Origin of the sequence: Dactylosporangium aurantiacum (genome assembly GCF_000716715.1) — a bacterium.
Taxonomy (GTDB): Bacteria; Actinomycetota; Actinomycetes; order Mycobacteriales; family Micromonosporaceae; genus Dactylosporangium; species Dactylosporangium aurantiacum.
Genome location: NZ_JNYJ01000010.1, coordinates 46,713 through 59,869, shown reverse-complemented (window position 1 = coordinate 59,869; position 13,157 = coordinate 46,713). Strand labels below are relative to the sequence as shown.

12 protein-coding genes are annotated in these 13,157 nt (G+C 73.7%); 6 read left to right on the top strand and 6 right to left on the bottom strand.

Features of this window, described 5'->3' with window-relative positions; genetic code table 11:
* Position 1: 1 nt before the first annotated feature.
* The gene (gene argC / locus OP18_RS14055) at positions 2-982 is read right to left on the bottom strand and encodes an N-acetyl-gamma-glutamyl-phosphate reductase (RefSeq protein WP_033359311.1); all 981 of its coding nucleotides are present in this window, start codon (positions 980-982) and stop codon (positions 2-4) included.
* 105 nt (positions 983-1,087) lie between these two features.
* Positions 1,088-1,267 (bottom strand): hypothetical protein, encoded by a 180-nt coding sequence (locus tag OP18_RS14050; protein ID WP_033359310.1) that lies wholly within the window; start codon positions 1,265-1,267, stop codon positions 1,088-1,090.
* A gap of 404 nt (positions 1,268-1,671) precedes the next feature.
* Between OP18_RS14050 and OP18_RS14040 the strand changes: the two genes are divergently transcribed.
* The 6 genes from OP18_RS14040 (at position 1,672) to OP18_RS14015 (ending at position 7,852) form a co-directional block, all read left to right on the top strand.
* Positions 1,672-3,087, top strand: coding sequence for a DegT/DnrJ/EryC1/StrS family aminotransferase (locus tag OP18_RS14040; protein ID WP_081970738.1), 1,416 nt, complete (start codon positions 1,672-1,674; stop codon positions 3,085-3,087).
* 39 nt (positions 3,088-3,126) lie between these two features.
* Positions 3,127-3,987, top strand: coding sequence for a transketolase (locus OP18_RS14035; protein ID WP_081970737.1), 861 nt, complete (start codon positions 3,127-3,129; stop codon positions 3,985-3,987).
* 85 nt (positions 3,988-4,072) lie between these two features.
* The gene (locus OP18_RS14030; RefSeq protein WP_063745507.1) at positions 4,073-5,095 is read left to right on the top strand and encodes a transketolase family protein; all 1,023 of its coding nucleotides are present in this window, start codon (positions 4,073-4,075) and stop codon (positions 5,093-5,095) included.
* Positions 5,096-5,100: 5 nt separating this feature from the next.
* A complete protein-coding gene (locus OP18_RS14025; protein ID WP_162189791.1) occupies positions 5,101-5,370 on the top strand; it encodes a phosphopantetheine-binding protein in 270 nt (89 codons plus the stop codon).
* Between the two features lie 2 nt (positions 5,371-5,372).
* A complete protein-coding gene (locus OP18_RS14020; RefSeq protein ID WP_052386693.1) occupies positions 5,373-6,623 on the top strand; it encodes an acyltransferase family protein in 1,251 nt (416 codons plus the stop codon).
* A 113-nt stretch (positions 6,624-6,736) separates the two neighbouring features.
* Complete coding sequence (locus OP18_RS14015; protein ID WP_033359307.1) at positions 6,737-7,852, top strand: winged helix DNA-binding domain-containing protein; 1,116 nt, start codon at positions 6,737-6,739, stop codon at positions 7,850-7,852.
* 33 nt (positions 7,853-7,885) lie between these two features.
* Here the strand turns inward: OP18_RS14015 and OP18_RS14010 are convergent, their stop codons facing one another.
* The 4 genes from OP18_RS14010 to OP18_RS13995 all read right to left on the bottom strand — a co-directional run bounded on the left by OP18_RS14010 (position 7,886) and on the right by OP18_RS13995 (position 13,148).
* A complete protein-coding gene (locus OP18_RS14010) occupies positions 7,886-8,419 on the bottom strand; it encodes a DinB family protein (RefSeq protein WP_033359306.1) in 534 nt (177 codons plus the stop codon).
* A 116-nt stretch (positions 8,420-8,535) separates the two neighbouring features.
* Complete coding sequence (locus tag OP18_RS14005) at positions 8,536-8,934, bottom strand: PaaI family thioesterase (protein WP_033359305.1); 399 nt, start codon at positions 8,932-8,934, stop codon at positions 8,536-8,538.
* Between the two features lie 66 nt (positions 8,935-9,000).
* On the bottom strand, positions 9,001-9,468 hold the full coding sequence (locus tag OP18_RS14000) for a hypothetical protein (protein WP_052386692.1): 468 nt from the start codon (positions 9,466-9,468) through the stop codon (positions 9,001-9,003).
* Positions 9,469-9,791: 323 nt separating this feature from the next.
* On the bottom strand, positions 9,792-13,148 hold the full coding sequence (locus tag OP18_RS13995) for a condensation domain-containing protein (RefSeq protein WP_081970736.1): 3,357 nt from the start codon (positions 13,146-13,148) through the stop codon (positions 9,792-9,794).
* Positions 13,149-13,157 lie beyond the last annotated feature (9 nt).

The following is a 13,157-nucleotide window of genomic DNA, read 5'->3' as shown; positions in this document are numbered from 1 at the left end:
GTCAGGCCGGGTGCAGGCCCGGGAACTCCAGACCTGTCTGTTCCGGCAGGCCGCGGGCGACGTTGAGGCTCTGCACCCCGCCGCCGGCCGCCCCCTTCACGAGGTTGTCCAGCGCGGCCACCACGACGATGCGCCGGCCGTCCTCGTCGACCGCGCAGCCGACGTCGGTGAAGTTGGTGCCGGACAGGAACTGCGGGTCCGGCAGCCGGTGCACGCCGCGGCTGCGGGCGACCACCCGGACGAACGGGCGGTCCCGGTACGCGTGCTGCAGCACCCGCAGCACGTCCCGGCGGGTGACCGGCTCCGGCGGCGTGACGTGGCAGATCACCTGCACGCCGCGGACCGCCGGGACCGCCGTCACGGTCATCCGGGCCCGTACCCCGGTGTGGGCGGCGATCTCGGTCTCGTGCCGGTGCCCGGTGGGCCGGTAGACCCGGAAGGCCTGCCCGCGCTCGGCGTGGTGCGAGGCCGGTCCCGGCTCGGCGCCGGAGCCCGACGAGCCGGTCCGGGCGTCCACCACGGCGTCGCCGGCCACCAGGCCGGCCCGCCGCAGCGGGGCCAGGGCCAGCACGGCGGCGGTCGCCATGCAGCCGGGGACGCTGATCCGGGCGGCGCCGGGCAGGTCGTCGCCGTACAGCTCGGGCAGCCCGGTCCGGTACGTCTCGCCCGACGCGGAGCTCGCGCCGGCCCGGAAGTCCGGACTGAGGTCGACGATGGTCCCGGCGACCTCTCCGACGCCGGCCTCCACCTCGGCGGAGGCGCCGGAGGGCAGCGCCAGGAAGGCGGTGTCCACCGGGCTCAGCTCCTGCGGCGGCTGGAAGGTCAGCCCCAGATGGTGCAGGTTCGGGTGCACCTCCGCGACCGGCCGGCCGGCGTACCGGCGCGAGACGGCCTGCACGAGGTCGAGCTCAGGGTGGGTGTGCACCAGGCGGAGCAGCTCCCCGCCGGTGTAGCCGGCCGCGCCGAGAACACTCACCTTCACCGGGCAGCTCCTTCCGGCTCGTGGTCGTCGTGTCGATTTCGCTGAAGGATGTGCAGTGTTTCCGCCCCGACCGCGGGGTGCGGGGGTCGCGCCTCGACCGTGGGCCTACTCGCCCCAGTCCTCCTCGACCTCGGGCGCGAGGGCGAGGACCACCGGTCCGGTCGCGACCACCTCGAGCTCGCTGGAGCAGTGCTGGCAGATCACGATCTCGGCAACCATCAGCTCGTCGGAGACGGGGACCGCGCCCGCGCACTCGGGGCACTGCACACTCAGCGCAACAGACATAGTTGCCTCCCGCAGATTTGTGTGATTACTGTTTGCTAACACTGCAGAAGCTAACACATGCTTCACGGCTGCACACCCCGAGAGACATTCTTGTCGCGAAGCAAGGACCGATCGGCGCCGATCACTGGCCGCCGCCAGCAGCGAGGATCGCGCGATCCGGCCACAGGAAAGAAAAATGCTGCTCCACAAGCCTTTCAGCCCGCGTCGTCGCGCGCGGCGGGTCCGCGAAGATCGAGTTGCGGAAGCCGTGGACCGGGACGATGCTGGCCGTCGTGACCGTCCTGCCGACTGGCTGACACTGCATCGGCGCGGCGAAGAGTCTACATTTTGTCTATCAAGTGTCTGCGATGACCGGAGGTCCGCCGGCCGCGCACCGTGTTCCGTCCGTCCGGAGGTGTCCACCCATGTCTGAGACGACCCGCACCGCGAGCCGTCCGGTGTCAGGTACCGAGCCGGGTGCCGGACCGGTCACCCGGTCAGATGCCCGGTCCGGCACCCCGTCCAAACGGGCCGGTGCGGAGCTGGCGCTGCTCGGCGGCCCCAGGGCCGTGCCCAAGGACTGCGCCGACGGCGTCTGGCCGATCGTCACCGAGGCCGACGAGCAGGCGGTGCTGCGCGTGCTGCGCAGCGGCCAGCTCAACGCCGCCTCGCCGGGCGAGCTGGAGGTCGGCCGGCTGGAGGCCTCGTGGGCGCAGACCACCGAGGTGCGCCACTGCGTGGCCGTCGCGTCCGGCACCGCCGCCCTGCACATCGCGCTGCGCGCCTGCGGCGTCGGCCCCGGCGACGAGGTGGTCGTGCCGGCGCTGACCATGAACGCCACCGCGCACGCCGTGCACGCCGCCGGCGGCACCGCGGTCTTCGCCGACATCGAGCCCGACACGTACACGTACACGATGGACCCCCACTCCGCGGCCGAGGCCGCCGGGCCGCGCACCGCGGCGCTGCTGCCGGTGCACCTGCACGGCCTGCCCGCGGACATGGCCGCGCTGAACCGGCTGGCGGGCCGGCTGGACGTGCCCGTGGTCGAGGACGCCGCCCAGGCGCACGGCGCGCTGCACGACGGGCGGCGGGCCGGCGCGCTCGGCACGGTCGGCTGCTTCAGCCTGCACCCGCACAAGAACCTGCCGACGTGCGGCGAGGGCGGGCTGGTCACCACGGACGACGACGAGCTGCACGAGCAACTGGTGCGGCTGCGCAACTTCGGCGAGCTGACCCCGACCGGGGCCCGCACGTACATCTCCCACCGCACGGCGCTCAACGCGCGCATCGCGCCGGTGGCGGCCGCGTTCACCCGCTCGCAGCTGGCCCGCTTCCACAGCGACGCCCGCCGGCGCGAGACCGGCATCCGCGCCTTCCTCGACCGGCTGGAGCACCTGCCCGGGCTGCACGTGCCGCGGGCGCCCGCCGGACGCACCCACACCTGGCACATCCTGCGCCTGATGCCGGAGCCCGAAGAGCTCGGCCTGGACCCGCAGCACCGCGCCGGGCTGCGCGCCGCCCTGCACCGGGCGCTGCGCGCCGAGGGTGTGCCGGTCTCCCAGTGGCAGGTCGCGCCGCTGCCCGCGCACCCCGCGTTCCGGCCCGCCGGGATGTCCGAGGACGCCGCGCTGGACTGGGTGGCCGAGCGCTTCCCCGCCACCGCCGACGCCGTGGACGGCTCGCTGTGCCTGCAACGCCGGCACCTCGACCCGGACGCCGGGCCGCTGCTGCAGCGCTACGCCGACGCCTTCGAGAAGGTCTGGCAGCACTTCGACCTGATCCGCCGGATGGCCCGCTCCCGGCCGGCCCCGGGCTGGCGGGAGGTGCTGCGCCGAGGCTGACCCGACCCGACCCGACCATCACCACGAAGGGAGCCAGACATGGCCGTGCCGACCACGACAGGCCCGCCGCACTCCCCCGCGGCCACGACCGTACCCGCCGGCCGGCGGACCGACCCGAGGCCCGACGCGGCGGCCATGGCGCAGCGCATCCGTCAGGACATCATCAGGATGGCCGGCGGGCCCGAGGGCGCGCACGCGGGCGGCAGCCTGTCCTGCGCCGACCTGATGGCCGTGCTGCACGCCGAGCTGCTGCGCCCCGGCGACGCCTTCGTGCTCAGCAAGGGCCACGCCGCGCCGGCGCTGTACAGCGCGCTGGCCCAGCTGGGCCGCTTCCCGGCCGACGAGCTGGACGGGTACGCCCGGCCCGGCAGCCGGCTGTTCGGCCACCCGCGGCACGACCTGCCCGGTGTCGAGTTCGCCACCGGCTCGCTCGGTCACGGGATCGGGCTGTCGGTCGGGCTGGCCCTCGCGGAGCAGCTCCGCGGCGGCGACCGGCGTGTGTACACCGTCCTCGGCGACGGCGAGCTGCAGGAAGGCAGCGTCTGGGAGGCCGCGCTGCTGGCCGGCCACCGCCGGCTGCCCGGCCTCGTCGCGGCCGTGGACCGCAACGGCCTGCAGATCACCGGCGGCACCGAGGAGTGCGTCGCGCTGGAGCCGCTCGACGCCAAGTTCGAGGCGTTCGGCTGGCAGGCGCGCACCGTCGACGGGCACGACCTGCCCGCGCTGCGCGAGGCGCTGCGGCCGTCCGCCGACGGGCCGGTCGCGGTCATCGCCCGCACCGTGAAGGGGCGCGGCGTGCCGTTCCTGGAGCAGCGGGTGGCCGGGCACTACGCCAAGCTCAAGCCGGCGCTGGTGCAGCGGGCCCTCGCGGCGCTGGCCCGGCCGGGAGGTGCGTCATGAGCGGTCCGGAGCGCAGCGGAGGGCTGCGAATCATGGGCTCAGGGTGGAGCTCAGGCTGGCGCCGGAGCGCAGCGGAGGTGACAGCATGAGCGCCCCCGTCGCCGAGGAGCTCGCGCTCGGCCCCGACCCGCGGGCCGCGTACCGCGAGGCGCTGCTGGAGCTGGCCGCCGCCGACCCGCGGGTGATCTGCCTGGACTCCGACACCGGCGGGCTGGAGGACACCTTCGCCAAGCGGTTCCCCGCCCAGTACGTGAACATCGGCATCGCCGAGGCCAACCTGATGACGGTCGCGGCCGGGCTCGCCAGCCGCGGCTTCATCCCGTACGTGCACACGATGGCGACGTTCGCGACCATGCGCGCGGCGGAGTTCCTGAAGCTCGACGTGGTCGGCAACCGGCTGCCGGTGCGGGTGATCGCCACCCACGGCGGGCTGTCGGCCGCGCACTTCGGCACCACGCACTTCGCCCTGGAGGACCTGGCGGTCGCCCGCGCCCTGGCGGACCTGACCGTCGTCGTGCCCGGCGACGGGCGCCACATCGCCGCCGCCACCCGGCAGCTGCACGAGCTGCCCGGCCCCGCATACCTGCGGCTGGGCCGCTCGGCCACGCCGGCGCCGCCCGGCGGCGACGACGCGCCGGGGTTCGAGCTGGGCCGGGCCAGGGCGCTGCGCGAGGGCACCGACGTCACCGTCGTGGCGACCGGTGCGCTGCCGCTGCTGTTCGCGCTCGAGGCGGCCGAGGAGCTCGCCGGGGACGGCATCGCCGCCCAGGTCCTCGAGCTGCACACGCTGCACCCGCTGGACCGCGACGGGCTGCTCGCCGGCTGCCGCGGCCGGGCCGGGGTGGTGACGGTGGAGGACCACCGCCCGCAGGGCGGCATGGGCGACGCCGTCGCCGAGGTGGTCGCCGCCGACCTGGCGGTGCCGATGCGACGGCTCGCGGTGCGGGGCAGCCCCGGCGCCCGCGTCGCCGGTCAGCGCGACGCGCTGGCAGCACATGGGGTGAGCACCGCCGCGGTGGTCGACGCCGCGCGGGACCTGCTCGCCCGGACCCACGACCAGCACGAGCGATCGGCGCGCCACGGGGCCGCCGCCACGAGGACGAGGTGATGACGATGGCCACGACGGCCCTGATCCACGCCGAGGACCGGATCCGCTACGTGAGCAGTGTGTACCAACGGGTGCTCAAGCTCGACCGGGACGTGTCCGCCGATGACGACTTCTTCGCCCTCGGCGGCACCTCGCTGACCGCCATGGAGGTCATCGACCTGATCGAGGCAGAACAAGGACGGCGTTTGCCGGTACGCAACTTCTATCAGGCGACCGTGGTCCGCGAACTGGCCGGGGAGCTGACCCCGGCCGCCGACTCCACCGGAGGTGCCTGAGCATGACGCCGAGAACGCAAGTCTCCAGCGCGGAGATCACCGCCGCGGACCATCAGGTCGCGACGGTCGCCGGCCCCGCGGCCGGGACCGACCGGCGGCGCAGCGACAAGCTGCACTCCCTCACCGGCCTGCGCTTCCTCGCGGCCTTCCTCGTCGTGCTCTGTCACGTCGGGATCAACCTGCTGCCCAACGTCGCCCGCGACCAGGTGTTCGTGCTGCACGTGTTCTACGGGTTCGGCTCCGTCGGGGTGTCGTTCTTCTTCATCCTCAGCGGTTTCGTGCTGACCTGGGTCGCCCGGGACACCGACACCGTGCCGCAGTTCTGGCGCCGCCGGTTCTTCAAGATCTACCCGAACCACCTGGTGACGCTGCTCGCGGCGGTGCTGCTCGCGGTGAGCGCGGCGCACGCGCTGTCGACCCGTGACACGCTCGCCACGCTGTTCCTGGTGCACGCCTGGATCCCCGACCAGAACCTGCTGTTCAACCTGTGGTCGAACACGCCGACCTGGTCGCTGTCCTGCGAGCTGCTGTTCTACCTGGCGTTCCCCTTCGTGCTCAACCTGCTGCGCAAGGTCCGCCCGGAGCGGCTGTGGCGCGGCTTCTGGATCACGTTCGCCGCCATCTGCGCCGTGCCCTTCGTCGCGCTGCTGCTGCCCAGCGGCGGGCTGCACCGCGGCACCGGCCTGCCGTGGCTGCACATGTGGTTCATGACGTTCTTCCCGCCGGTGCGGATGCTCGAGTTCGTGCTCGGCATGTTCACCGCGCTGATCGTCATCCACGGCCGCTGGGTGAAGCGGTGGCCGCTGCCCGTGGCGCTCGCCGTCGCGGCGGTCGGCGCCATCGCCGCCGGTGGCGCGACGCCGCCGGTGCTCGGCTTCGTCGCGGTCTCCGCGCTGCCGCTGGTGTTCCTGGTGGGCGCCGCGGCCAACGCCGACATCAACCGGGGCGGCAGCTCGCTGGGCAGTCGCGTCATGGTGTTCCTCGGTGAGATCTCCTTCGCGCTGTACCTGGTGCACTGGCTCGTCGTGGTCTACGGCTGGATCGGCCGGCACTCCCCGACCTGGGGCGCGAACCCGGCGGACGCACCGACCACGTGGGGGACGGTGCTCACCTACGCGGGCCTGACGATCGTCACCAGCCTGGTGCTCGCCTGGCTGCTGTACACGTTCGTGGAGCGGCCCATCATGCGGCGGTGGAGCCGGCCGGCCGCGAAACGCGACACGCTCGAGGCCAGGACCGCGGACACCGGCTGAGCGCACCCGCCGACGGAGCTCCCACCACGGACGGTGGGAGCTTCGTCGCGTCTGCTGCCGGGTATACAGACTCGTTGTACGGTGAGTATCTGTTGACTGCAGAAGGGGACGACGTGAAAGTCACCTGGAAACAGGTCGCCACGTGGCGGATGCAGCGCCAGTACGTGCACCCGCGGACGAAGCGGACCGCGAGCGAGATCGTCGGCAGACTGTGTGGTGTGCAGGCGCAGGTGTGGAGCGCCGCCGAGCTGGCCGTCGCGCTGCGGCAGACGACACCCGACACCGACGCCGTCGACCGCGACGTCGCCGACCTCACGCTGATGAAGACGTGGGCGATGCGCGGCACCCTGCACCTGCTGCGCCCCGATGACGCCGGCGCCTTCCTGTCGTTGATGGCGGACGCGGGCAGCTGGCTCAAACCCTCGTGGACGAAGGCGTCCGGCGTCAGCCCCAAGCAGGTCGACGAGCTGACCGAGGAGGTGTCCGGCATCCTCGACGGCGGCGCCGAGCTGACCCGCGACGAGCTGGTCACCCGCCTCATCGCCGACAAGCGGTTCAAGGGCATGGAGGAGCGGCTGCGCTCCGGCTGGGGCTCGGTGCTCAAGCCCCTGGCGTGGCGCGGCGCCCTGTGCCACGGGCCGAACAAAGGCAACAAGATCACCTTCACGTCGCCGGCGAAGAAGTTCGGCGCCGACTGGAAGGGCGTCCCCGAGCCCGACGACGCCGCGCCGGTGGCGATCGAGGCGTACCTCGGCGCGTACGGCCCGGCGACCGCGGACACCTTCGACCGCTGGCTGACGCTCAACAGCACCAGCAAACCGAAGCTGCGCAAGTGGTTCGCGGCCCTGGAGGACCGGCTGACCGAGGTCGACGTCGAGGGTCGCAAGGCGTTCATCCTGACCGAGCACGCGGACGCGCTCGCCGACGCCAAACCGTGCAAGGGCGTCAAGCTGCTCGGCCACTTCGACCAGTACATTCTCGGCCCCGGCACGAAGGACGACGCGCTGCTGGACGCCAAGCACCGCACCGCGGTGAGCCGCGCGGCCGGCTGGATCTCCCCGATCGTGGTCGTCGACGGCCGGGTCGAGGCGGTGTGGGAGATCGACGGCAAGGAGCTCGTCGTGACCCCGTTCGACGGCGTCGCCCTGCCCGAGAAGGACCTGCAGAAGGAGGCCACGCACGTCGGCAAGGCCAACGGGATCAGCGGGCTGACGGTCCGCGTCGCCTGACCGGCGGACCGGGCCGCGGGCCGGCCCCGGGGCTCAGCCGAACTTGGCCCGGTAGAGGTCGCGCAGCAGGCAGATCTCCGCGCCGTGGTGCATCACCTCGCGGTTGACGTGCAGCAGCAGCGTCGCCATCGGCCGCTTGCTCCACGGCCCTTCGACGTCGCCCATCGCCCGGGCGAGGGCGGCGCCGTCGAGGGCGGCGACCGCGTCGCGCCAGCCGCGGTAGTACCGCTCCAGGGTCGCCACGGCATCGTCCGCGGTCACCGGCAGCCGCGCGGTGTCCATGGTGAGCGAGCCGTCGCCGAAGTGGGCGCTGGTGCGGATGCCGAGCACGTGGAACGACACGTGCGTCATGCGCCACGCGATGGTGGTCACCGGCGGCGGGTCGGGGTCCCGGTCCCCCTCCGCCCCGTCGAGGCTCGCCCGGCCGTCCGCGGCGGTCCGCAGCGACCAGCAGTCCTTCACCGGCTCCCAGAAGTACTCGTCGTCGGTGAGGCCGGCCAGCCGGGGCGCCAGATGGTGGTCCCAGTAGAGGTCGAGCTGGTCGACCACCTCGGCGCGCCAGATCATCCGCGGCTCCCGTCGTCGATGAGGATGACGCAGCCACCGTATGCCGGCGGCGGCGGACACCACATCGGGTCGGCGCCCGGTCCCCCGAACGTGATCACCCGGGCGGCCCCGCGGGGTCAGCGCAGGTTCTGCAGCCGGACCTGCCCCCGGGCGACCAGGTTCCCCGCGGCGTCCTGGGTCTCCACCGCCCAGACCTGCTGGGTGGCGCCCCGGTGGATCGGCACCGCCGTCGAGGTGAGCCGGCCGTTCGCGGCGGTCACCGGGGCGTAGAAGTCGGTGGTGTTGCTGACCCCGACCACGGTGCCCCGGTCGCCGAGCCACCGGTCGGCGGCCACGCTCGCGACGGACTCGACGACCGCGCAGTGCACCCCGCCGTGCAGGATGCCGTGCGGCTGCAGCAGGTCGCCGCGGGCCGCCCAGGTGGCCACCACCCGGTCGGGGCCGACCTGCCCGAACTGCAGACCGAGATGCTCGACATAAGGTCCGAGGCGCTGCTCCACCGTTTCCGTCGTCATTCGTCAAGTATCCCAGTGTCTGCGAGAGTCTGCAGCGTCGCGACCGGGTCCGGGGAAGGCGCCGGCTCAGGTGTCGAGGAACTCCAGCACGCCGTTGCGGCGCAGCCGGTCGACCCAGGCCTGGGCGGTGTAGCGGGGCACGTCGAAGTGCCGGGCCAGCTGGCCCACGCTGCCGGTGCGGCGCAGCTCGGCGGCGACCAGCTCGGGGTCGGGCATGCGCCGGTAGGGCCGCTCGGGCTTGGCCCGGCGGGGCGTGGCGTCCTCGGCGTCCGACGGGGCACCGGTGAGCACGGTCGCGGCCACGGCGCTGCTGAGCGAGCGGGCCAGCATGTCGAAGTCGATCGACCGGGCGGCGTTGGTCGGTAGCGCGCCACCCTCCGGCGCCATCACCGACAGCTCGACGACCTGCGCCTCGAGGTTCTTGTTGATCCGGACCCTGGCGGTGATGGTGGCGGGCATCTTGTCGCCGTCCGGGCTCTCAGCCACGATCTTGACCGTGTAGTGCGTTTCAGCGTACTCCTGATCGGAACTCATCGAGACCGCCTTATTCCGTTGCGCTCCTCGGGTGAACCGAGGGAAAAGATGCGTGTGGGGTGGCGCAGCAATTCTGCCAATACTATACTCCCGTCGAATCTTGGAAACGTCACCCGAACAGTGACACTTCAAAGGCGACGCAAGCCCCGCCACAACCCACTCGACCTGGGGATTTGCTGGCTCAACTACCCACTCACGCGTCCGCTGACGCAGCAAAGTCCGCAGTGCGACGATGACACAGCGTGACTGCGGTGCGTCGAGTCCGCGCGACCGGGGGCGTTCCGCCGGGTGGCGGCCGCACCGGTCGCGCGGTCCGTCGACGCTCAGACCCGGCCCGGCGCGGCCAACGACGCGCCGTCGAGCCGTGCGGCTAGCGCACCGATCGGCGTGCCGGGCGCCTCGCCCGCCGCCGCCAGCAGCTCCAGCACCTGGTCGATGCGCCGGTGCCCGCAGTCGCGGTCCCACAGGTCCGTGTTCAGCTCCAGCATCGCCGACAGGCCCGAGGGGCGCAGCAGCCCGTGGAAGGCCATGTCGTAGCGGGCCGTGCCGTGGGAGATGAAGCGGTACTCGCAGCCGAGGCCGGCGAACTCGGCCGGCATCCACGACTCCAGCTGCAGCTCGCAGGTGACCTGGTAGATCGGGTGCATCCCGGGGACCCGCCGCGGCTGGACGGTCTGCACGATGTCGGCGAACGGCGCCTGCTGGTGCTCGTACGCGCGCAGCACCGCCGCGCCGACCCGCTGCACCAGCTCGTCGAAGCGGGGGTCGCCGGACAGGTCCAGCCGGATCGGCACCACGTTGAGGAAGCAGCCGATCAGCTGCTCGGCGCCGCGCTGCGTGCGGTTCGCGGTGGGGATGCCGATGACGATGTCGTCCTGGCCGCTGAGGTGATGCAGCAGCACCGAGACTGCGGCGCAGAACACCGTGAACGGCGTCGTGCGCCCGGCGGCGGCCAGCTCGCGCAGCGTGCCGGCCGCCCCGGCGGAGACGGGGCGCTCCAGGAACTCGCCGCGGAACCTCGCCCGGTCGCCGCGCGGATGGTCGGTCCGCAGCCGCAGCGCCGGCGCGCCGGCCAGCTCGCGGGCCCAGAACCGGCGCAGCCGGTCGCCCTCCGGGCCGTCCAGCATGCGCTGCTCGGCCCGCGCCAGGGTGGCGAAGTCGACCTCGTGGCGGGGCAGCGCCGGTTCGCGCCCGGCCGCCCTGGCCTCGTACGCGACGGCCAGCTCCCGCATCAGCAGCGTCATCGACACCTCGTCGGTGACCAGGTGGTGCAGCAGCAGCTGCGCCTGGTGCCGCCCCGGGTCGAGGCGCACGACGCGGGCCCGCAGCAGAGGTCCGCGGGTGATGTCGAAGCCGGTGTAGGCGATGTCCTGCTCCAGGATCCGCAGCTCGGCCTCCCGCGCGGCCTCGTCGAGCCCGCTGAGGTCGCACACGGGCACGTCGATGCCGGTGTACGGCTGGATCCGCTGCACCGGCTGCCCGTCCACCTCCACGAACGTGCCGCGCAGCCCGGGCTGGTGCGCGACGACGTCGTTGACCGCGGCGGCGAACGCGTCCGTGCGCAGCGGCCCGGTGAGGTCCAGCACCAGCGGGATGGTGTGGGTGAGCGAGCCCGGGTCGGCCTGCTCGGCCAGCCACAGCTGGCGCTGGCCGGACAGCAACGGCACGTCCACCGCGACGTCGGATCCGGCCACGTGCGGACCGTCGGCGTCGCCGTGGCCGTCGGCGGTGCCCGCCGCCCCGGCGTCGTCGGGCAGCTCGGCGACCAGCTCCAGCATGGCGTCCAGCTCCGGGTTGGCGGCGCGCAGGTTCGCGGTCAGCTCGGCCGGGGTCGGGTTCTCGAACAGGGTCCGCACCCTCACCCGCACCCCGAGCGCCTCCTGGATGTCCGCGACGAGCCGGGTGGCCAGCAGCGAGTGCCCGCCGCAGGCGAAGAAGTCGTCGTCCGGGGCGAGCCCGGGATGCTCCAGGGCCTGCGCCCAGATCTCGATGATCAGCGCGAGGAGCCGGTCGGGCCCGCCGGTGCCGGGCGCGGGCGCGGCGGTGTCGGCCGCCGCGGCGGGCAGCCCTTCCACGATCTCCAGGCGGCCCCGCGGGTCGCGCCGGGCGGTGAGCCCGGTCGGCGCCCCGGCCAGCAGCAGCGGGGCCGGCTGGTGCGCCGACAGTCCGGGCGCCGGCCGTAGCTGCCCGGCGGGCGCGCCCTCCAGGCCCGCCAGCACCGGCCAGTAGCCTTCGCCGCGGGAGCGGTCCAGCCGCAGCGTCACCGGCGTGCCGTCCGGCAGCGTGACGGGCACCGTCTCCTGCTCGGTGTCCTCACCGGCGGGCGCCGGGTCCGGCTCGCGCAGCCGCAGCTCGGTCAGGCGCAGCGCGGGCCGGGCCAGCCACTGCCGCAGCACCCCGGCGTAGTCCTCGACGAGCGCGTCGACGCCCTCGGGCGTGTAGAGGTCACCGTCGTACTCCAGCCACAGCCGGACCTGCTCGCCGGAGAACTCGACCTCGACGACGGTGTCGAAGCGGCCACGGCCGCGCTCGACGTCCAGCACCCGGACCGGGTGCCCGCCGAGGCGCAGCTCGCCGACGGCGTCGACGCGGGGCAGGAACAGGTGCTGGATGAGCGGGGTCCGGTCGGTCGGGCGCGGCGCCGACACGGCCTGCACGATCCGGGTGAAGGGCAGCCGGACGTGCTCGATGGCCGAGGCGACCCGCGCCGAGCAGCGGGCCGCCAGCTCGGGCAGGTCCGGCGCGCCGGTGAGGTCCAGGCGCAGCGGCACGGTGTTGGAGACCTGCCCGATCAGCGACTCCAGCTGCGGCACGCCGCGATTCGCGGCCAGCACGCCGAGGATCAGGTCGTCGCGCCCCGTGGAGCGGGCGATCGTGGCCGCCCAGCCGGCCAGGCACAGCGCGTACGGCGAGCACGGCAGCTCGCGTGCGGTGCGGCGCAGGACGGCGCCGTCGACGCCGGGCAGGACGAACTCGACGCGGCCGCCGACCCCACGCCGGATCCGCCGGCGCGGCCGGTCGGGGCGCACGTCCAGGCTGGTCGGCGCGGCGTGCAGGGTCTCGCGCCACCATGCGGTGTCGGTCTCCTGCGAGGCGGGCAGCAGCGCGTCGCGCTCCCACTGCACGAAGTCGCCGTACTGCAGCTCCGGCTCGGGCACCGGCGACGCCTGCCCGGCCAGGGCGGCGGCGTAGTCCGCGGCGAGCTGCGCCAGCAGCAGCTTCACGGTGGTGGCGTCGGCGATGATGTGGTGCACCGCCACGGCGAGGACGTCCTCGCGGTCCGGGCCGCCGCCGTGCAGCAGCAGGAACGCGATGCCGCAGCCGGCCGCGGGGTCGATGCCCGTGCCGGCGAACCGGGTCAGCTCCCGGTCGCGGTCCTCATCGGCGTCGGCGGCCGCGGCGCGGTGCGGCAGGTCGATCTCGGTCACCGGCAACGGGTCCGGGACCGGCAGCACGACCTGGCCGGGCTCGCCGTCGCGCAGCCGCACGGCGCTGCGCAGGATCTCGTGGCGGGACAGCAGCGCCCGGACCGCGGTTCGCAGGGCCGCCGGGTCCAGCCGGCCGGGCACGGCCAGGGCCACGCACTCGGTCAGCGGCGCCTGCTCCGCCGCCGAGCCGTCCGAGGACCAGAAGTGCTCCTGGATGGCCGCGAGAGGCATGAAGTCTTCGTAGTCTCTCATGGAGATACG

What these genes read in the sequence shown, in the direction of transcription:
- OP18_RS14025 (WP_162189791.1), top strand. Translation starts at nt 5,101, where the DNA reads ATGGCCACGACGGCCCTGATCCACGCCGAGGACCGGATCCGCTACGTG.
- OP18_RS14040 (WP_081970738.1), top strand. Translation starts at nt 1,672, where the DNA reads ATGTCTGAGACGACCCGCACCGCGAGCCGTCCGGTGTCAGGTACCGAG.
- OP18_RS14010 (WP_033359306.1), bottom strand. Translation starts at nt 8,419, where the DNA reads ATGATCTGGCGCGCCGAGGTGGTCGACCAGCTCGACCTCTACTGGGAC.
- OP18_RS14030 (WP_063745507.1), top strand. Translation starts at nt 4,073, where the DNA reads ATGAGCGCCCCCGTCGCCGAGGAGCTCGCGCTCGGCCCCGACCCGCGG.
- OP18_RS14035 (WP_081970737.1), top strand. Translation starts at nt 3,127, where the DNA reads ATGGCCGTGCCGACCACGACAGGCCCGCCGCACTCCCCCGCGGCCACG.
- OP18_RS14050 (WP_033359310.1), bottom strand. Translation starts at nt 1,267, where the DNA reads ATGTCTGTTGCGCTGAGTGTGCAGTGCCCCGAGTGCGCGGGCGCGGTC.
- OP18_RS14005 (WP_033359305.1), bottom strand. Translation starts at nt 8,934, where the DNA reads ATGACGACGGAAACGGTGGAGCAGCGCCTCGGACCTTATGTCGAGCAT.
- OP18_RS14000 (WP_052386692.1), bottom strand. Translation starts at nt 9,468, where the DNA reads ATGAGTTCCGATCAGGAGTACGCTGAAACGCACTACACGGTCAAGATC.
- OP18_RS14020 (WP_052386693.1), top strand. Translation starts at nt 5,373, where the DNA reads ATGACGCCGAGAACGCAAGTCTCCAGCGCGGAGATCACCGCCGCGGAC.
- OP18_RS13995 (WP_081970736.1), bottom strand. Translation starts at nt 13,148, where the DNA reads ATGAGAGACTACGAAGACTTCATGCCTCTCGCGGCCATCCAGGAGCAC.